Source organism: Chryseobacterium sp. MEBOG07, from assembly GCF_021869745.1.
Lineage (GTDB): Bacteria > Bacteroidota > Bacteroidia > Flavobacteriales > Weeksellaceae > Chryseobacterium > Chryseobacterium viscerum.
Genome location: NZ_CP084579.1, coordinates 4,718,965 through 4,739,299, shown reverse-complemented (window position 1 = coordinate 4,739,299; position 20,335 = coordinate 4,718,965). Strand labels below are relative to the sequence as shown.

Here is a 20,335-nt window from a genome sequence, read left to right as displayed (position 1 = left end):
CTCTACAAGCTTTTCGGATTCCGCTGTGTGATGGCTAACTACCTAATTCAAGTTGGTTTCTTACAAGTCTGTAATATTCTCCCCTTAAATCTACCAAATCGGCATGAGTTCCTTCTTCTACTACTTTTCCATGATCCAGCACAATGATCTTATCAGCATGTCTTACTGTGGAAAGTCTGTGGGCAATAACTACAGCTGTTTTTCCTTTAAAGAACTGCTCAAGATTTTCCATGATCACTTTCTCATTATTAGCATCCAGTGCAGAGGTTGCTTCATCAAACAAAATGTATTCAGGCGATTTGTATACCGCTCTTGCAATAAATAACCTTTGTTTCTGACCACCGCTGACTCCTACACCTTCATTTCCAATCTTTGTATTATAACTAAGTGGAAGACTTTCTATAAATTCTTTGATGTTGGCTATTTCTACGGCACGCCTTAGCTTTTGTTTATCAATATGATCTTCTCCTACCGCAATATTATTGGCAATAGTGTCATTGAAAACATATCCTTCCTGCATTACCACTCCACAATGATCTCTCCAGTTTCTTGGAGAAATGTTTTTCATATTGGTGCTTCCAATTTTGATTTCCCCCTTGTCCGGATCATAGAACTTCATCAAGAGTTTTAGCAGAGTTGTTTTTCCACTTCCGCTGGCTCCTACAATAGCTGTAGTCTGCTGATAAGGTATGGTAAGGTTTAAGTCTTCAAAAACGGGAACATCAGAACCAATATATCTGAATGACATATCTTTGATCTCTATGTCTTTTTTTGGAAAATCGGTGACGTATTGTTCATTCTTATCTTCTTCATCATCTTTGTCGTGAATTTCTCCCAATCTTTCAAGGGAAATTTTAGCATCCTGTGTCTGTTTGATAAAGTCGATAAGCTGTAGAAGAGGGCTGTTCAGCTGTCCAATGATATATTGTACAGAAAGCATCATCCCTAAGGTAAGATTTCCACTTAAAACCAGTTTTGCTGAAAGGAAACTCACCAGGATATCTTTCATCTGGTTGATGAAATTTCCTCCTACAGATTGCCATTGCTCTAATGAAAGCGATTTTATTCGGATTTTGAATAATTTTACCTGAAGAAATTCCCAGTCCCATCGTTTCTGCTTTTCAGCATTATGCATTTTGATCTCCTGCATACCGTTGATAAGCTCGATCACCTTACTCTGTTCCTGAGACACCTGAGAGAATCTTTTATAGTCAAGTTCTTTTCTTTTCTTCAAAAAGAAAGTGATCCAGCCGATATACAATATCGCTCCTACAAGATAAACAATGAATAATCTGTAATCATAAAACAGGAGTACAATACTGAAAATGATAAGATTCACCAATGAAAATAATGTATTTAAAGATGAACTTGTAAGTAGCTGCTCAATTCTATGGTGGTCATTTATTCTCTGCATGATATCTCCGGTCATTCTCGTGTCAAAGAAGCTTATTGGAAGCTTCATCAATTTGATAAAGAAATCGGAAATGATCGAAATATTAATTCTTGCCGAAAGGTGAAGAAGAATCCAGCTTCGAATAGTTTCAATACCCATTCTTCCCAGGAACAACATGATCTGGGCAAGTAAAACCACATAGATGAAGTTGATATCCTGATTCTGAATCCCGACGTCTACAATACTTTGGGTAAGGAACGGGAATATCAGGGATAGTAAACTTCCTCCTAAAAGTCCTACAGCAAGCTGAATAACTAGTGTTTTATACTTTAGAAGATATTTGGAAAGGAAAGTAAAGCTGGCTTTGCTCTCTTCAGCATCAAATTCAGTTTGGAAGAATGCAGGAGTTGTTTCAAGAATAAGGACAATACCTTCTTCTGTTTTCTCATTTGCATTTTCTCCGATCCAGAATTTGATAAATTCTTCACGTGTATAGGTGATCAGCCCATAACTGGGATCTGAAATATATACCTTGTTGTTTTTATCAATTTTATAAACAACAACAAAGTGATTTTTATTCCAGTGGGCAATACAAGGGAATGGAACCTCTTCTGTAAGGGTATTGAAGTCAATTTGGACTCCCATTGATCGGAATCCCAGATTTTCTGCAGCATCACTCAGCCCAAGAAGGCTACTTCCTTCACGCGTGGTTTCGGAGAGATTACGAATCTGCTGCAGGGATATACTTTTACCATAATGTTTACTTACGATCCTGAGACAGGTAGGACCGCAGTCTTTGGTATCTGGCTGCTTATAAAAAGGAAATTTTTTTTTCAAAACTAATACTCATTATAAAATGCCGTCAATACATGACGACATTTTTACTTTAATTCAATTATAATTCAATGAAATGGTGAACCGGAAATAGGTCCATTTATCACCGCTTTTCTACTCTTTTACACCTTTTCAGATGGTTATTTTGTTTTTCCTAAGATAGTGAAATTTTTGAATGCATAAGATTTATTTACTAAATCTCATCATCTTCAATTAATTCATCAATAAAGAACAAAATATCTTCACGATCATACTTATCAGGGAACTGGTATCCATTGATGATAAAGATCGGAGTAAAGCTTAATCCCGCATTACTGTTTTCCTTAGACATCTCTACAAGTGGATTCAGGTTTTCTGATGTTACATTTCCTCCGGAAAGAGCATTGATTTTGCTTTCATCCTTCGTTTCAAACCATTCTTCTACAGCATGTAAAAACTCTTTTTCAGGTTTGTTATGATAGATATAAGTTAAGTCTGAAATAAGCCCAGTGTATTTTTCGGGAGCTCTTTCAGGGCTGTAGTTGAATCTCATCTGTAAAGAGATGTTATCCGGGTATTTCTCCAAAAGACCTTCTGCAAGTTTATGAGCATCTTTACAGAAACCACAATATGGATTTGAAACGATGGAAATACGAAGCTTAGCATCTTTTTTTCCAACGGCAAAAGTTTCAGTATCCTGGAATTCTATTTTTTGGTTTTGCTCCATTTGATTTTTGAAAAGCTCATAATTTCTTTTGAATCTAAGGTTTTTAGCATTCGATTTCTGAAGCGTTTCTTTTTGCTCAAGCAGAGTATTAAAATAAATAATAGAAGAGAAAACAAGCGCCCATAGAATAACAGTCAATAAAAGAGTTCCAACACTGAAAGAGAGATTCTCGAACAATAAACTGCTGATGACCAATTGTCCCACAAGGATTGAAATAATCAAGAGACAAATTCTACAAAATGTTTTTTCTACAAATGCCTGAATGTATAAAGAATATCCTATGGCAAGTACAGAGACAAAAGTAAAGCCTTTTACAATATAAGCTGTTGCGGGTAAAAACAGACCCAATACAGCAAGCCCGGCAAAATAAATCAGAGAAAAGTCTGAAAACTTTAATCCTAAAATACTTGTTTTATCCTGTTTTATAATTTTATCACATGAATTGGCCGTTTGGCTGGCAGCAGCACCTCCGCCACCACATATACTCCCAATTACAGTGGATGTATTTCCGAATTTCTGATTGAAAATTTCCAATGAAATATATACGCCGGCTAACGAAAGAAGATTGAACAGGGCTTCATAGATCGTTTGGCTTATAAAAGAATAGGCCAGAACAGCAGCAAAAATCAAATAAAGGACAGGTTTGAAATTGAAAGCTGTTTTGCTTTCTGCATTCTCCGTTTTTTCAAATAAAAGCACAAAGTCTGTTGATTTGGTATAAAGTTCTTCTTTACCCAAAGTTTTTGCTTTTTCTGAATATACTGAATAGTTACTTCCTGACTTTTTCACCAGAGAGAATGAGTTTTCAACAATTGCAATAAATTCTTCCGGAAGCTCATCCCAATACTCTTTGTCTAGTTCATAAGCATCATTTTTTACCCCCATAAAGTTGAGTGTATCACTAAAGGCAAGTGCAGATGGGTAGTTAGGATGTGAGTTGAACTGGAAAATGAATTCCTGTTTATCGAGTTTTAGGTGGTTAATTAGTTTGTCAAAAATCATGTTAATATTTTTATCTAAAATACACAGATGTTTTAAATATACAAAAAAAAATCTCCTTTATTAGTGAGATATAAGCAGGTGTTGGTAGATTTTATTTGAATCTCAGTATTTTATTTTACAAAACTTGAATTTAAAATTAAATTTTATAGTATGTTTTTTTATTAAAATTAGATGATTTTCCCTGTTTTCAGAGATATATTATTTCTTGATAAAACAGGTTTTTGAGTAAAATATCTGATTTTCAGAAGATATGTTTTTGACAAAATTAATGATCGTTTTTGGACGCAGATATTTTAGATTTCAGAGTTAAGCTTACATTAAATTTTCCTTTTGGGAGCAAAAAGAGCTTTCTTTTAAACAAAATATAGGGTGTTTCTGCAAGGAATAAATTATGGTAAAAACAGGAAAAATAAACGACGCTATTCTGATCCAAATATCTCTGTTTTTTTGAACTCAAATTTTAGAAATATCATGTAAAATAGGGGTGATAACTCCAATTTTAAAAGTGTGAAAAATCGAATAAAGTGCAATGAATTATATTTAAACAATTGTTTAATTTGTTAGTCTTTTTATAGGTTATATGGTGTTTAATTGATGGTTTTCATATTGGAATCTGGATTGATTGCGATTTGTGATATTTAGGTGTGAACTCAAAAAAACTTAAAAAATCATAAAGTTTTCATAAAGTTTTAAAAAAGGATGGAAATGTTTTTGTATTTATAAAATATGTCGTACTTTTACATCGCCTTGAATGAGGGAACAAGTCAAGGTAATAAATTTTTTTTCATCATTTGTGTTTTTAGAATCGTATCGCCTGATACGATTCTTTTTTTGTTTATTTTTCGTAGTTTAAGAGGAGATCTATGAAGTAAGAATAGGTGACCGCACCTTCTTGCTGGTTACTTTTCAAAAACAGATTGTTGGTGTATCCAAAGAAGTCATCCAACCATCCCTGATGACTGAACACGAAAGTTTTTTCATAAACACGGTCTTTTTTCATAGCAGGAGAATAATGATGAAGAACATTTTTCACAAACTCAGGATCTTCTTCTACAATGAACCTTAAAAGACTCTTTAAAGTAAAAAGCTCGGTGCTGTACCGCAATTCCAGATTAGTGGAATGAACCCCTATTAAATACCCCACAAAATTAGCTTCCTGTTCCCTGGCGAAACCTAGCTGATGAGAACTCTCGTGAGCGGTTGTAAAAGGGATGAAAGTTGGGGGTAATTCAGAGTTATATTGGGCTTCTGCGGTGAAAGGATTGTAATATCCCAAAATCCCGGTAAAGCTCATCACATTCTTGAATACACTCGGTTTAATAGCTAATATCTGAGTTGTTTTTTTATCTGATATGTAAGAGGGTAATTTTGCCTGCTGATTGAGAATTTCTTTTTGTATAGCAGTAAGGTTTGTGATGATAAAAACTCCCTTAGCATTTTCATGAACAGACTGTCGCGTTAGTTTGCATTTTTCAAGGTAGGTAAGAGCCAGTTTTTTTGCTTTTTCTACATCCGGTTCTTTCTGGCTTGAAAGCTTCTTAATGATAGGAGTCTGGAAGTACAGCATCCCCCAAAAGATTTGATAAATAAAATAAAAGATATTAATGATAATCAGGAGCTTTATCATAGAACTATTTCTTCGTTGCTTTCTGAATAAAGTGATTATATAGTACAAAATAAAAGCGCCGAATATAATATAGATAAGGTCTCCCATAGAAAATGGAATCCAGCTGAACAGCATCTGATGTATTGCTTTCTGAAGCTCAAAGAAACTTTCAAAAAAGAAATCATCATGTTGGATTTTGAGAAACCGTAAAATAAAAGAAATTGGGCAAGTAATACACCTGCCCAAAATCTTTTCTTATTATATCTTTTCCTTGTTATATTAATGACCATTGCCTTTAGATACTTTATCCAGATCAATGCCTTGGGCTTTCAAAATCCCACTCACACGGATCGCATAGAATGCAAGATAAGCAAAACAAACAACCCCCACGATATAACTGAAGTGAATATTTGTAACGTCTGCAATATAACCTTGTATAAAGCTTACGATACCACCACCCATAATCATCATGATAAGATACCCTGATCCCTGGTTGGTGTGCTTTCCAAGTCCGTTGATAGCCAGCGCAAAGATACATGGCCATAGAGTAGAGCAGAAAAGACCTACACTGGTAAATGCATACACAGAAACCATACCTGAAGTGAACATACCAACAAGTAGAGCCGTAATCCCTGCTAATGAGAAGATTAAAAGCATCCTTGCCGGGTTTCCTTTACTCATGATATCGCAAATGATCATCGCAATAATGATAAATCCATATACATAGAATGGAGAAAGATCATGATGAGCCAGTGCGTTTACGAATAAAAAGACACCAAACGCAAGATAAGGCGCTAAGAATCTTAAGATCTTTTTGAAGCCTGCATTCACGTCAAATGCCTCTACAGCACCTGTCCAACGGCCAATCATTAATGAAGCCCAGTATAATGAGATGTAAGGGGCTACATCTTTCGTTTCAAATCCTAAGTTTTTTTCCATATAGGCAGGAAGATTACTCGCTGTGGAAACCTCTACTCCTACATACACGAAGATCGCGATCATTCCCATTACCAATTGAGGATACTGGAAAGCTGAACTTCTGTGCTCTCCCGGAGTCGTATCATCTGTATCCGTACTATTGGTAGGTGTTATAGCAGGAAGGGAAGAGAATTTAAGCATTAAAGCTACAAGAGCAAAAGCTGCTCCTAATATAAGATAAGGTATTTTTACACTTTCGATACTTGCTTCTGTATTGGCTGCGCTTGCAGAACCAAAAATAGCAAATGCAACGATAAGCGGTCCTATTGTCGTTCCTAAGTTATTGATTCCCCCAGCCATTGTTAATCTCTGAGATCCTGTTTCTGTAGGACCTACCTCAATAGCAAGTGGATTAGCAACAATCTGCTGAAGAGAGAATCCTAAACCTACAATAAATAATCCGGAGATCATTAACGGAAAAGAATGCATATTGGCAGCCGGGTAAAACAACAAGGTTCCCATTGCAGAAATAAGAAGTCCCACAATAAGACCGTTTTTGTACCCTATTTTATTGATCAAATCCTGCTTAATGCTTTTTGATATGACCATATAAATTAAAGAACCTACAGTATATGCTACATAAAAGCATATCTGGACCAGCATACTTTCAGTTTGTGATAAGTTGAAGGCTTTTTGAAAAACTGGGATCAGGATATCATTACTGGCTGCTACAAATCCCCAAAAGAAGAATACAGTAACCAACGGAATGAATTGGGCCCAATTGGTTTGTTTAGAATAATTTGACATATTTATTATAGATTTCACAAACAAATATAACTATTTCCTTTCAACGGAATACCTGATTAAGGTTTTTTTTATTTTCTCATAAGCCTCTGCCTTTAAGTCTTTTGGCGAATCTGTAGGCTCAATGATTCCATTGAAATACACCTTTACTCTTCCGGGAAAGCCTTTTGAGTTTTCAAACGGGAACATTTCCTTGAGTCCGATAAAGGTATAAACAGCTATAGGGGAATGATGTTTTGAAGACAGCATAAATGCTCCGTCCTTAAAATCATCCAGGATAATAGAAGTGTCGTCCGGTACACCGCCTTCAGGAAAAATGGCAATACTGTTGCCTTCCTCCATCTTCTCTGCACATCTTCGGTATACATCAGCACGGCTTCTCGCACTCGCTCTGTCTACCATGACACATATCCTTTTATATACGGTTCCAAAAATAGGAATCTTTACCAGTTCTTTCTTCCCTACAAAACATATCGGATGATTCGGTAATAAGATACAGGTAAGCATAATATCCATGATGGAAGTATGATTGGAGATAAAGACATACGGTATGTTTTTGTCTTTTTCCTGTTCCGAAAGCTTAATGAGATCATATCGGAAGCCCATGCCGTAGAACATTCCGAAACACCAGAGTCTGACAAGTTTATAACCGTACTTGTAATGCTTTTTATTGAAAGATAAAATATAGACCGGGATTCCAATGGTAACTGTCAGAAAAAATGCCAACAACAGCAACCAGAATCTCCATAGATAATTTAAAATTTTTGTCACAGCCTAACCGTTAAAAATTACTTTCTTTTTACCGAATAATTAAGAATGGAAACCAGCAATATTGCTGCAATTTTACTGATCATTTCCGGGCTCAAGGTATAAAAAAATAAATTGATATTGTCTTTAAATATAAAACTATAAAATATCTGGAAAAATCCTAAGCTGAGTAATGTTGAAAAGAAGGATACTGCCATAAAGTAAGCAAACTCTTTTTTCTTCGAATGTTTTCCTCTTTCAAACACAAACCAGATACTCAGAAAATAATTGGTGATGATCCCACAGCTTGTAGAAAAAATATTACTTAAAGGATAATGTATACCATGAAAGTTGGTTTCCCTTACAAAGAAATGAGGAAGTGAGGTGCTGAAAATCTTAAAGCTACCTATTTCTACAATAGCGCTCAGTCCTCCTGCAATGATGAAGAACAAAACCTGTTTCTGGCGTATGAGTATATTTTTCATTGAATTAATATAAAACTAAAAATTTGTATACATATTGTATGAAGTAAGAGAATGTTTATATCTCAGCAGGTGAAGGCCTTACTGTACTCTTATTGTTCATAATGATTTTAAAATGCCAATAATTATAAAACTTCATAATATGAATATGCAAATTTATAACTATATGTTAAACACTGAAAAAAGTTGTTAAAATATTTTTTTAATTAAAATTATTTCTAATTTTAATATTCAGAATGATGTAATAATGACCTGATAATAAATTCATTTTCAACTCCTTGTGTTGATGGTTTTTTCTATCTTGTAGTGCACGATTAAGAGCATATACTCCAACATTTTATGACCCAATTATTAATAATATTTGTATGAAACGTCAAAACAAATACAGAAAATTCCAGCTTCAACAGAAAAATATTGAAGCTCTTGAGAAAGAAAATTCCCGCTTCAAAAGAGTGTATTCTGAATATGAAAATATGTCAAATGAATTATGGAATCTTGAAAACTCCAACGGGGAATCTGTCCCCGATGATTTTATCAATGCAATGGTATTACAGACTTCCTATCTGGAAGATGAAATAGAAGATTGGCTTTTACAATTCAATGAAAAAAAAACAGAGATTAAACATTAATGATTTTAGACAGCTTCCAGGTTGTTTTTAAATGCTAATTGAAGATAAATTCATAATTTAGCAAGCTTAAATTAAAATCTAAAATATGGTTGCTATTGTAGATAGTGGTTCTACTAAAACGGATTGGGTAATACTTGATGACTTTAAAAAAGTTTTTCTAAAAACAGAAACAATAGGTTTCAATCCGAATTTTATCAACAGAGAACTTATCGCTCCTGAAATACAGAAGAATAGCAATCTGATATCAGTTAAAAATTCAATTACCAAGGTCTTTTTTATGGTTCCGGATGTGGAGTGAAAAAAAATTGTGAAACCATCGAAGAAGAACTGCAGAAGGTATTTGGAAAAGCAGAAATTATTGTAAAGGAAGACCTGATGGCCGCAGCATATGCAGCATATGGTGGAAAACCTGCCATCGTATGCATTTTGGGCACAGGATCAAACTCTTGTTTTTTTGACGGTGAAAATCTGAAGATTGAATTGCCTTCACTTGGATTCCTGATTGGGGATGAAGGAAGTGGCAGTGCTATCGGAAAGCAATTGGTGCGCAGATATTTCATGAAAAAACTGCCTTCAGACCTTCACAAAGAATTTGAAGCAGACTATCAGCTTACTGTAGAAGATGCATTGAAAAATATGTATCATACTCCAAGACCAAACGCCTATTTGGCAAACTTTACCAAATTTGTGATCGAAAGAAAAGATCATCCTTATTTCCAGGATATGGTTTTTGAAGAAATGAGAAACTTCTTTGAATACCAGGTTCTCCCTTATGAGGAAGCAAAAGATGCCGAGATCAATTTCATCGGCTCTATTGCCTATTATTATGAAAACATACTACGTTCTGTAGCTACAGAACTTAATTTAAATGTGGGACATGTTGTGCAGAAACCAATTGAAAGCTTAGTAGATTACCACATTAAATATATACTTTAACAAAAAACAAAATTTTATGTCAAGTAACAACAATCGTGACGAAAAGAACTTTAGCCAGGCCGCGCTAGATTATCATAAAGCAGAACCCAAAGGAAAAATTGAAGTAATACCGTCAAAGCCACACTCTTCTCAAAGAGATCTGTCACTGGCTTACTCTCCTGGGGTAGCTGTTCCTTGTATGGAAATTCATGATAAACCGGAAACTGTTTACGATTATACAGGAAAAGGAAACCTGGTAGCAGTAATTTCTAACGGTACTGCAGTACTTGGACTGGGAGACATCGGTGCTGAAGCTTCAAAACCGGTAATGGAAGGGAAAGGTCTTTTGTTCAAAATCTTTGCTGATATCAACGTTTTTGATATCGAGATTGATGAAAAAGACCCAGATAAATTTATTGAAATTGTGAAAGGTATTGCTCCTACTTTCGGAGGAATCAACCTGGAAGATATTAAAGCTCCTGAAGCATTTTATATAGAACAAAAACTGAAAGAGGAATTAAATATTCCTTTGATGCATGATGACCAGCATGGAACAGCAATTATCTCTGCAGCAGCATTGATCAACTCTTTGCAGATTGCTAATAAAGATATTGATAAAGTGAAAATGGTGGTGAACGGTGCAGGTGCCGCTGCTATCGCATGTACCAAGCTTTACATTTCATTAGGACTTAAAAAAGAAAATGTTCTGATGTGCGACAGTAAGGGGGTTATCAATCATAAAAGAGAAAACCTTACTCCTGAAAAATTAGATTTCATCGCTCAGACAGATATTGAAACATTAGAAGATGCTGTAAAAGGAACGGATGTTTTCGTAGGATTGTCAAAAGGAAACGTGATGACTCCGGAAATGCTGTTGAGCATGAATGAAGATCCTATCGTATTCGCTTTAGCTAACCCTGATCCGGAAATCGCTTACGATCTTGCTATCGAGACTCGTAAAGATGTCATCATGGCAACAGGAAGAAGTGATTATCCTAACCAGGTAAACAACGTATTAGGATTCCCTTATATCTTCCGTGGTGCATTGGATGTACAGGCTACAGGAATTAATGAAGAAATGAAGCTTGCTGCCGTACACGCTATTGCTGACTTGGCAAAAGAACCAGTACCGGAAGCTGTAATTTTAGCATACAACGTTCAAAATATGCAATTTGGAAGAGAATATTTCATTCCAAAACCATTTGATAACAGACTGATCACAAAAGTATCAAGTGCTGTAGCAAAAGCGGCTATTGAAAGCGGTGTTGCGAGAAAAACCATTGCTGATTTTGAAGAGTATGAGCACCAGCTTTTAGACAGAATGGGAAGAGATGAAAGATTGGTAAGAATGATGCAGAGCCGTGCAAAATCCAATCCGAAAAGAATCACCCTTGGGAATGCTGAAGAATACAACGTATTGAAAGCTGCTCAGATCCTTTATGAAGAAGGAATTGCTTATCCAAGTCTTTTAGGAGATAAGAAATACATCAAACAGCAGATGGAGCGTTACGGAATTACTCTTGATGTTCCCATCATTGATCCAAGTGATGATGATCAGAAAGAAAACAGAAAAAAATACAGAGAAACCCTTTGGAAACTTCGTCAGAGAAAAGGAATGAACGAGTACAAAGCGAAGAGATATGTTCGTCAGAGAGATTATTTTGGACCTCTGATGCTAAGACATGGGGATACGGATGGTCTTATCGTAGGATTCTCTAAAAACTATACTTCAGTATTGCGTCCTGTGTTGGAAGTTATTGAAAAAGATAAAGGAGTAGACAAAGTAGCGGCAATGATGATGATCCTGTCCGAAAAGAAACCTATCTTCTTTGCAGATACATCTATCAATCAGAACCCTACCTCTGAAGACCTTGTGAATATTGCTAAAATGGCAGAATTTACAGTGAAATCTTTTGCTATTGAGCCTAGAATTGCAATGCTTGGATTCGAAAACTTCGCTGCTATTTCTGAAACTTCCAAAAAAGTAGCTAAAGCAGTAAGCATTCTTCATGAGAAATATCCTAAAATGATTGTAGATGGAGAAATTCAGCCTGATTTTGCAATGAACGCGGATCACCTGAGCGATTATCCATTCTCAAAATTAGGAACAACGCCAGCAAATACATTCATCTTCCCGAATCTGGAAAGTGCAAACCTTTCTTACAAAATTATAAGAGGAATGAAAGTAGCACAGGTTATAGGACCTATCTTAATGGGATTAAAGCAGCCGGTACACGTTCTTCAAATGCGTTCAAGCGTAGACGAGATCGTAAACCTTGCTACAATTGCCGTTCTTGATGCTCAAAGAAGAGAAAAAAAATAAATCTAAAATTGAGATCATGAGTAGTAATCATTAAGCTCTGATCAGATTTTTCTTATTTAAAAAATGACACCTTAAACCGTGTTGAGATAATAAAAAGACTCCATATTTTGGAGTCTTTTGCTTTTATGTTAATTCATTGAATTCTTATTTGAAATTTAAGTTAAAAATCATTCGCGCGTCAAATGAAAACATTAATTAGTTTAAATTGCTATATTTGGGAGTTTTAAAAATTAATAATGATATTTTCTTTACAAGGCACTGTTCAAGAACTTACGCCTACCTACGCGGTAATCAATGTACAAGGGGTTGGCTACTACGTGGGAATCAGTTTGATGACCTCACAGACGCTGGTTTTGAATCAGCAGACTATTTTATTTATCCAGCAGATCATCCGTGAAGATGCTCATCTTCTCTTTGGTTTTAACACACGTTCAGAAAAAGAAATGTTCAATCTGTTAATTAGCGTTAACGGAGTAGGGGCTGTTTCTGCATTGATTCTGCTGTCAACACTGAGCCTTGATGAGATCGCTACTGCCATACTTTCAGGGAACAGTGCACTCATCCAAAAGCAAAAGGAATCGGTGCCAAAACTGCTGAAAGAATCATCGTAGATCTTAAAGATAAAGTACAGAAATTCGGTGATCCGAACGCAAACATTTCTGTGATGGTGGATAATAAAATTAAGGAAGAATCGTTATCTGCATTAGAAGTTTTAGGAATTCCTAAGCGAGCGAGCGAGAAGATTGCGGATAGAATAATAAAACAAAATCCAAGCATCTCGGTAGAAGAATTGGTTAAACAAATCTTAAAAAACATTTAACATTTGGTGGCGAAAAGTAAGCATCTTAACATATTTTTGTTCCTGTCGTTTCTGTGTATGTCTGTCAGCGCGTTTGCGCAGGTACGGAGTGACACAGCGATCATAAGAAAACAATATGAAGTGGCCGACCCTACGAGGTACGAAGCCTATTACGATATAAAAACCGGGATGTACTATGTATATCCTAAAATCGGAAATACCATAACAGGGCCTCCTACAGCGATGTCTCCGCAAGAGTATAAAGAATATATGCTTGCTACCCAGACAAAAACTTATTACAAGGAGAAATCTGATAAATACAACCTTCTTTTCAGAAGAGATAGATCAGATGCAAGGAAGAAAGGACTTATTCCTTCACTCTTGATCAATAACAGGTTGTTCGAAACGATTTTCGGGGTAATAAAATTGAAATTATTCCTTCAGGTTATGCATCTTTGGACTTTGCCGGATTGTATCAAAAAATTGATAATCCTCTGATCCTGCCACAAAACAGGACCAGTTTTACCTTTGATATTGATCAGAGAATTCAGCTGGGATTATTGGGTAAAGTAGGGGAAAACCTTCAGTTAAAAGCCAATTATGATACCCAGAGTGGGTTTGCTTTTGAAAACAGGATGAATCTCGTTTGGCAGGCAAAAGGAAGCTGGAAAGATCTTCAAAGCAAAGGCCTTGGAAATGTAGATAAACCCAACGAAGGAGGAGAGGATAAAATCATCAAAAGAGTTGAATTTGGTAACGTAAATATGCCGCTTTCAACCAGTCTGATTCGTGGTTCACAATCACTATTCGGGGTGAAAACAGAATTCCAGTTAGGAAAAACATTTGGAACAGTTGTCCTTTCCCAACAGCAGGGTGAGGCTCGTAATATTGTAGTACAGGGTGGTGGTGTTATGAATAACTTTAAAGTTAATGCTATTGACTATGAAGAAAATCAGCACTACTTCTTAGGACACTATTTCTTGAACAAATATGATGACGCCTTACTTAATTATCCACAAATCAATTCTACACTTAATATTACCAGATTAGAAGTATGGGTACTTGATCAGGGGAACAGTAATCTTGCCTATCAGAAAAGTATTATCGGGATCAGAGACCTTGGAGAAGGTCCTGGTGGTGTTACTTTACCGGATAACTCTCTGAACGGTTTGTATGACGCAGTTTCGTCAGTAGCAGGATCCAGAGAAGCCGGGAAAAATTACGGTACTATTTTCCAGGGACAGGTGATTGGGACAGATCCAACTCCTTATGATAATGGAGAGCAATTTATATACAATACAAAAGCCAGAAAGCTGAATGCTAATGAATTTACCTTTCAGCCACAGCTAGGATATATTTCATTAAATCAAAAATTGAATGACCAACAGCTTTTAGCCGTTTCATATTCCTATACTGTTAACGGAAGCAATAAAGTATACAAAGTAGGTGAATTCTCCGAAGAAAGCCCGGTGCTTGTTACCAAAGTATTGAGAGTAAACAATAAAGTGAACACTCAATCTCCAATGTGGGACCTGATGATGAAGAATATCTATTCCATGGATGCAGGACAGGTATCTCCGGATGGCTTTATCCTGAATGTATTCTACAGAGATCCAAAAACAGGAGGTAAGGTAAACTACCTTCCGGATACTCCCGTAAAAGATCAGAACTTACTGAAATTATTCAACTGGGACCGTCTTAATATGAACGGAGACATCCAGAATAATAAAGACGGAAGCAAAGGAGATGGTATTTTTGACTTTGTTAATGGAATTACAATAAGACCGGAAACCGGGCGGGTTATTTTTACCAAAGTACAGCCTTTCGGAAGTTATATGCAAAAGGTTTTAGGGGGAACTTTTGATCCTCAATATGTTTTCCAGGATCTTTATACCAAGCAAAAACAAGCTGTTCTTTCCAGTAACCTTTCACAGAGATATACAATGGAAGGTCGTTATAAAGGAGTTCAAGGACAAGGTATTTCTCTGGGAGCAGTAAACGTTCCTCAGGGATCGGTGAAAGTTGCCGCAAACGGAGTACAGCTTACAGAAGGGGTAGACTATACCGTAGACTATATGCTGGGGACAGTTACGATCATCAACGAAAACGTAAAGCAGTCTGGACAGGCTATCAATATTTCACTGGAAAACCAATTGACATTTAATACCCAAAGGAAAAGATTCTTAGGATTAAATTTAGAAAGACGATTCAGTGAAAACTTTATCTTAGGAGGGACAGTAATCAATTACTCAGAATCTCCATTGACTCAGAAAGTAAACTTCGGACAGGAAGCTGTAAACAATACCATGGCAGGGATCAACTTGATGTATAACAATCAGGCTCCTTATCTGACAAGGCTTACCAATAAGCTTCCTATGGTAAAAACCGAAGCTCCATCTAACTTAAACTTTAAGATGGAAGCGGCTTATTTAATGCCTGGACTGAATAAAGGGACGAATAATCAGTCTTATATTGACGATTTTGAACAAACGACTTCCAAAATATCATTAAAAGAACCGGCAGCATGGAGCTTGGCTTCAAAACCGGAAAAAAATACATTACCACCGTTTAATACGGTGCCGGCAAATGACGATATAACAAGCGGATATGGAAGAGGACTATTAACGTGGTATAATATCGACCCTAGATTCTGGGGTGTTGGAGGAAAAGCTCCTACAGGAATTACACCACAGTCAGTATCCAATCACGCTTCAAGAAGAGTACAATACTCGGAGATTTACAACAATAGAGATTTCGTAGCAGGTGAACAAACCTTTACGAATACTTTCGATATCTCTTATTTCCCCAAAGAAAAAGGGCCATACAATGTAAACCCTGTAACGGAGCAGGCACAAAGCAGGTGGGGAGGAATTATGAGATCCATCAGCGTTCCAAACTTCGTTACTTCCAATATCGAATACGTTGAATTCTGGATGATGGATCCGTATGCAGATGGTAAAACATTGGGTACCGATCCAAGGCTTTTACTTCATTTAGGAAACGTATCAGAAGATGTTCTGAAGGATGGAAAAATGCAGTATGAAAATGGACTTCCAACTTCTGGTACTCCATCTTCTACTACGAATTCGACCTGGGGAGTACAGCCAAAACAGCCACCAATTTTATATGCTTTCTCTACAGAAGGAGAGGACAGAAAAGTACAGGATGCGGGATATGATGGTCTTACTTCTGACCAGGAAGCAATGAGGTTCGGAAATACTTTTGTAAACCCAGTGACTAATATTGCTGACCCGGCAGTGGATGACTTCGTATTCTATCTTTCTGATAAATTTACAGGAAGCCAGGCAGCTTCAGTTGTGGAACGATACAAGTATTTCAGAAACCCTGAAGGAAACTCAGAAGCAAACTCTTTAAATGTAGCTTCACAAACTCCGGATGCAGAAGATATCAATAAAGATTACAACCTTGATCAGACTGAAAACTATAACCAGTATATTGTAAAACTTGATCAGCCAAGTTTGTCATTAGGGCAAAATAATATTGTTGACGTAAAGACTGTAAAAGCAGCATTCCAGAATGGGCAGACTGCAGATGTTAAATGGTTCTTATTTAGAATTCCAGTATCTAAGTACGATCTGCAGGAAGGAACACATGATGCTTCGGTACTGAATAATGTAAGATTTGCAAGATTAATGTTGGCAGGATTTGATCAGACCTCTACTTTAAGATTCGGAACAATGGATCTTGTAAGATCAGACTGGAGAAAATATAACAATAAAATAGCCAGTACAATTGTTTCCGGTCCTGAAGAAGGAATAGGAGAAGTGACAGATCCGAACTTTGAAGTAGGAAGTGTGAATATTGAAGAAAATTCACTGAATCAGCCTCCGTATGTATTGCCTCCAGGAATTGACAGACAGGTATTAAGTGGAAATGCCGGAGCTCAAAGACAAAATGAAGCTTCACTTTACATGAAAGTTAATGACCTTAAATCTGAAGCAAGAGGAGTATTCAAGAATACAACACTGGATATGAGAAGATATAAAAAGTTGAAACTTTTTGTACATGCTCATGATCCACTGAATAGGGTAATAGGAATGGATGAGAAAACCAAATTCTTTATCCGTTTCGGAAGTGATGCTACTGACAACTATTATGAATATGAATCATCTTTAAAAATGACCCCTACAACTGCTACAGCTCCTATGGAAATCTGGCCAATGGAAAATGAGGTGGATTTTGATGTTCAGAACTTTGTAGATGCTAAGATTAGAAGAGATAAGTCGGGAGTGAAAATTACCGATAGAACAGTAGATCCGGCTTACCAGGAACCTTTTAAGAATATTTATATTAAGGGTAGACCAAGTTTAGGAAATATTACCACGATTATGATTGGGGTAAGAAATGCAGATGTAAGAGGAGGAACCGGAATTACAAGAATATTATGGGTGAACGAAGTCCGTCTTTCTGAAATTGAAAATGATGGTGGATATGCAGGAAATGCTAGTTTAAACTTTAACATGGGAGACCTGGCAACAGTGAATGCCAATGCTTCTTATACATCGGTTGGTTTTGGAAATATCGATTCAAAACCTGCAGAAAGAACACAATCTACTCAATCAGCGTTTAGTATTAATACGGCGATCAATGTAGATAAATTTCTTCCAGAAAAAACAGGAGTGAAAATTCCTTTAAACTATTCTTACTCACAAACGATTGAAGACCCTAAATATAATCCTTTGGATACCGATGTAGAATTCAGTAAGGCACCAAATAGGGAACAATTGAAAAAAGTAGCAAGAACCTATACGCAGCAGAGAAGTATAGGAGTCGTGAATATGCACAAGGAAAGAGTAAATCCAAATAAAAAGCCTAAGTTTTACGATATCGAAAACGTTTCGGTAACGGCTGTTTATAACGATGATTATTTCAGAGATATTTATACCAAGAGAAATTACAGACAATATCTGAGAGGATATGTTGATTATAACTACACGTTCAAACCGTGGGTCATCAAACCTTTTAATAAAATGATCAGTGATACTGCGAAATCTACGAAGTATCTGAGATGGGTGAAGGAATTTAATTTTAATCCAATTCCTACAAGATTATCTTTCAGAACTGAAATCGATAGAAATTACAATGAACTTGAGTTCAGAAATGTGGAAGCGATCCTGAATGGAAATATGAACAGTGATTTCGATGCCATCAGAAACAGAAACTTCTTCTTTGGATGGCAGTACGGGTTAGGATTCAATTTCACAAAATCATTAAAACTGGAAATCAATTCTGCAACCAGAACCCTTAATGATAATCTGGATGTAAATTCAATGGACAACAAGTCGATCTTTGGAAATGTATTCAGAGCAGGAAGACCGGTATTGTATAACCACAGAGCACAGTTGAATTATAAACTGCCGTTCCAGTATCTTCCTTATCTGGATTTCATTGATGCAGAAGTAGGATATGGATTTACCTACAACTGGGCTGCAAGATCTACTTCGTTGACTGGATTTATCGATCCTAATACGAACAAGACAGCAAGTTTAGGATCTGTTGGACAGAATACCAATGTTATTCAGGCAACAGCTTCAGCGGATCTTCCTAAGTTCTTCGGACAGTTTAACTATTTCAAAAAGATAAATGCTAAACTTCAGAAACGCAGACAGGAGATGGACTCTCTGAACAATGTCTATACAAAACAATGGGAGAAGAACAGATACAGATACAAGAAATATAAATTTAAAAATAAGCTTACCCCATTTCAAAGCGCTGCATTCTTATTGACTTCTTTCAAGCAATTGAATGTAAGCTATAATGAAACGAATGGGACGGTACTTCCGGGATTATTATCAGCTCCTAACTGGTATGGTTCAGGACAGACACTAGGAGGACCAACCCTTGGATTCCTTTTAGGATCACAGGCTGATATCAGAAGAACAGTGATGGAAAACGGATGGGTGAGTGGTTCCAATTATATGACAGATCCATACGTGAGGATGTCTACCAAAGAATTGAGAGCAGACTTACAAGTGGTGCCGATGAATGATTTAAGAATAGATCTTAATGTGTTGCATACCTTTAACAGTAACTTTTCACATACAGGATTTAACTATACCAATAATGGCGTTTCGGACCCTAATTTTACATTTGCCAGCGAAATGATAACGTATTCCAATACGACATCGCTTCTTAGTACATCATTTAAAGATGGACAGGCGGTTTACCAGGCGATCAGGGAAAACGCAAGAGCACTTTCACAACAGCTTGGAGGGCCAGGCGCTGTATTGGATAACAATGGATTTGCTGAGCATTACAGTATTGGAAATGCTTATGTATTGATCCCTGCCTTTAGAGCCGCGATGGAAGGAAAATCAGTGACACCAATGAGCAATCCGAAGAAATCAGGATTCCCATTACCAAACTGGAGAATTACGTATTCAGGATTAAAAAACATCCCGATGATCAGTGGACAATTCACAAAGTTTGATATCCTACACGCCTATACTGCTACTTATACAGCAACAGGTATTCAAAGTAATGTGGATTATCATGGCAACCCGAATGGATACTATCAGACCGTGGATAATGCAGGTAATGTAATTAAAAATGCCGGGGACAAAATCAATCCATATACATTTGCACAGGTGGGATATGTAGAATCTTTCTCACCACTTATTGGGATAGATGTTACCATGAGAAATAATATGCAGTTTGGGATACAGTATAACAAAACCAGAATGATGGTATTGGGATTAGTAAACCAGACGCTTACCGAAGACGCCAATACAGAATATGTAGTAAGACTTGGATATATTATTAGAAACTTCAGACTAGGAACAGCTAATATCAGAGGAAGAGGAACAAGAGGAAAAGGAAGTGACCTTAATATCAGAGGAGATATTTCATTAAGAGACAGTAAAACATCCATTATGAATATTCTGTTGAATGATGCTCAGGTTACGGGAGGGCAACGATTGATGAATATCAAACTTTCCGCAGACTACAATGTTTCTGAGAATCTGAACCTGAGAGTGTTCTACGAACAGATGACCTCAAAGTATAAGATTTCCACAGCATTCCCGCTGTCTACAATCAGAGCCGGGATTTCAGCTACATTTACATTCGGAGATTCCGGAGGTGGATTCTAAAAATGATACAAACTTAAAAGTCCTTCAGTTTTGAAGGACTTTTTTTATATCCAATATTTGAAGCT

Annotated in this window: 7 protein-coding genes and 4 pseudogenes; 5 read left to right on the top strand and 6 right to left on the bottom strand. The window is 36.5% G+C overall.

Annotation, left to right across the window (positions count from 1 at the left end):
- Window positions 1–34: 34 nt before the first annotated feature.
- The 6 genes and pseudogenes from LF886_RS21795 to LF886_RS21770 all read right to left on the bottom strand — a co-directional run bounded on the left by LF886_RS21795 (window position 35) and on the right by LF886_RS21770 (window position 8,495).
- Entirely contained in the window at window positions 35–2,230 is a 2,196-nt protein-coding gene (locus LF886_RS21795; RefSeq protein ID WP_236851675.1) for a peptidase domain-containing ABC transporter, read from the bottom strand.
- A 190-nt stretch (window positions 2,231–2,420) separates the two neighbouring features.
- Window positions 2,421–3,935 carry a thioredoxin domain-containing protein gene (locus tag LF886_RS21790; protein ID WP_236851674.1) on the bottom strand — a complete coding sequence of 505 codons (1,515 nt, stop codon included), beginning with the start codon at window positions 3,933–3,935 and terminating at the stop codon, window positions 2,421–2,423.
- An 835-nt stretch (window positions 3,936–4,770) separates the two neighbouring features.
- Window positions 4,771–5,676, bottom strand: coding sequence for a DUF3810 domain-containing protein (locus tag LF886_RS21785; RefSeq protein ID WP_236851672.1), 906 nt, complete (start codon window positions 5,674–5,676; stop codon window positions 4,771–4,773).
- A 144-nt stretch (window positions 5,677–5,820) separates the two neighbouring features.
- Window positions 5,821–7,266, bottom strand: a complete 1,446-nt coding sequence (locus tag LF886_RS21780; RefSeq protein ID WP_236851670.1) for an MFS transporter — start codon at window positions 7,264–7,266, stop codon at window positions 5,821–5,823.
- Window positions 7,267–7,296: 30 nt separating this feature from the next.
- Window positions 7,297–8,034 carry a lysophospholipid acyltransferase family protein gene (locus LF886_RS21775; RefSeq protein ID WP_236851668.1) on the bottom strand — a complete coding sequence of 246 codons (738 nt, stop codon included), beginning with the start codon at window positions 8,032–8,034 and terminating at the stop codon, window positions 7,297–7,299.
- Between the two features lie 3 nt (window positions 8,035–8,037).
- Window positions 8,038–8,495, bottom strand: a pseudogene (locus LF886_RS21770) (GtrA family protein).
- Between the two features lie 362 nt (window positions 8,496–8,857).
- Here LF886_RS21770 and LF886_RS21765 point away from each other — a divergent pair.
- From LF886_RS21765 to sprA, 5 genes and pseudogenes are all read left to right on the top strand, one after another.
- Window positions 8,858–9,121 (top strand): hypothetical protein, encoded by a 264-nt coding sequence (locus LF886_RS21765; RefSeq protein ID WP_236851664.1) that lies wholly within the window; start codon window positions 8,858–8,860, stop codon window positions 9,119–9,121.
- Between the two features lie 85 nt (window positions 9,122–9,206).
- A pseudogene (locus LF886_RS21755) lies at window positions 9,207–10,057 on the top strand (ATPase).
- A gap of 16 nt (window positions 10,058–10,073) precedes the next feature.
- Window positions 10,074–12,359 carry an NADP-dependent malic enzyme gene (locus LF886_RS21750; RefSeq protein ID WP_236851660.1) on the top strand — a complete coding sequence of 762 codons (2,286 nt, stop codon included), beginning with the start codon at window positions 10,074–10,076 and terminating at the stop codon, window positions 12,357–12,359.
- Window positions 12,360–12,595: 236 nt separating this feature from the next.
- Window positions 12,596–13,179: pseudogene (ruvA, locus tag LF886_RS21745) on the top strand (Holliday junction branch migration protein RuvA).
- 57 nt (window positions 13,180–13,236) lie between these two features.
- Window positions 13,237–20,270: pseudogene (gene sprA / locus LF886_RS21740) on the top strand (cell surface protein SprA).
- Window positions 20,271–20,335: the final 65 nt, after the last annotated feature.

Excerpts from the sequence above, each read along its gene's own strand:
- LF886_RS21780 (WP_236851670.1), bottom strand. The coding sequence starts at position 7,266 with ATGTCAAATTATTCTAAACAAACCAATTGGGCCCAATTCATTCCGTTG.
- LF886_RS21765 (WP_236851664.1), top strand. The coding sequence starts at position 8,858 with ATGAAACGTCAAAACAAATACAGAAAATTCCAGCTTCAACAGAAAAAT.
- LF886_RS21750 (WP_236851660.1), top strand. The coding sequence starts at position 10,074 with ATGTCAAGTAACAACAATCGTGACGAAAAGAACTTTAGCCAGGCCGCG.
- LF886_RS21790 (WP_236851674.1), bottom strand. The coding sequence starts at position 3,935 with ATGATTTTTGACAAACTAATTAACCACCTAAAACTCGATAAACAGGAA.
- LF886_RS21785 (WP_236851672.1), bottom strand. The coding sequence starts at position 5,676 with ATGCTGTTCAGCTGGATTCCATTTTCTATGGGAGACCTTATCTATATT.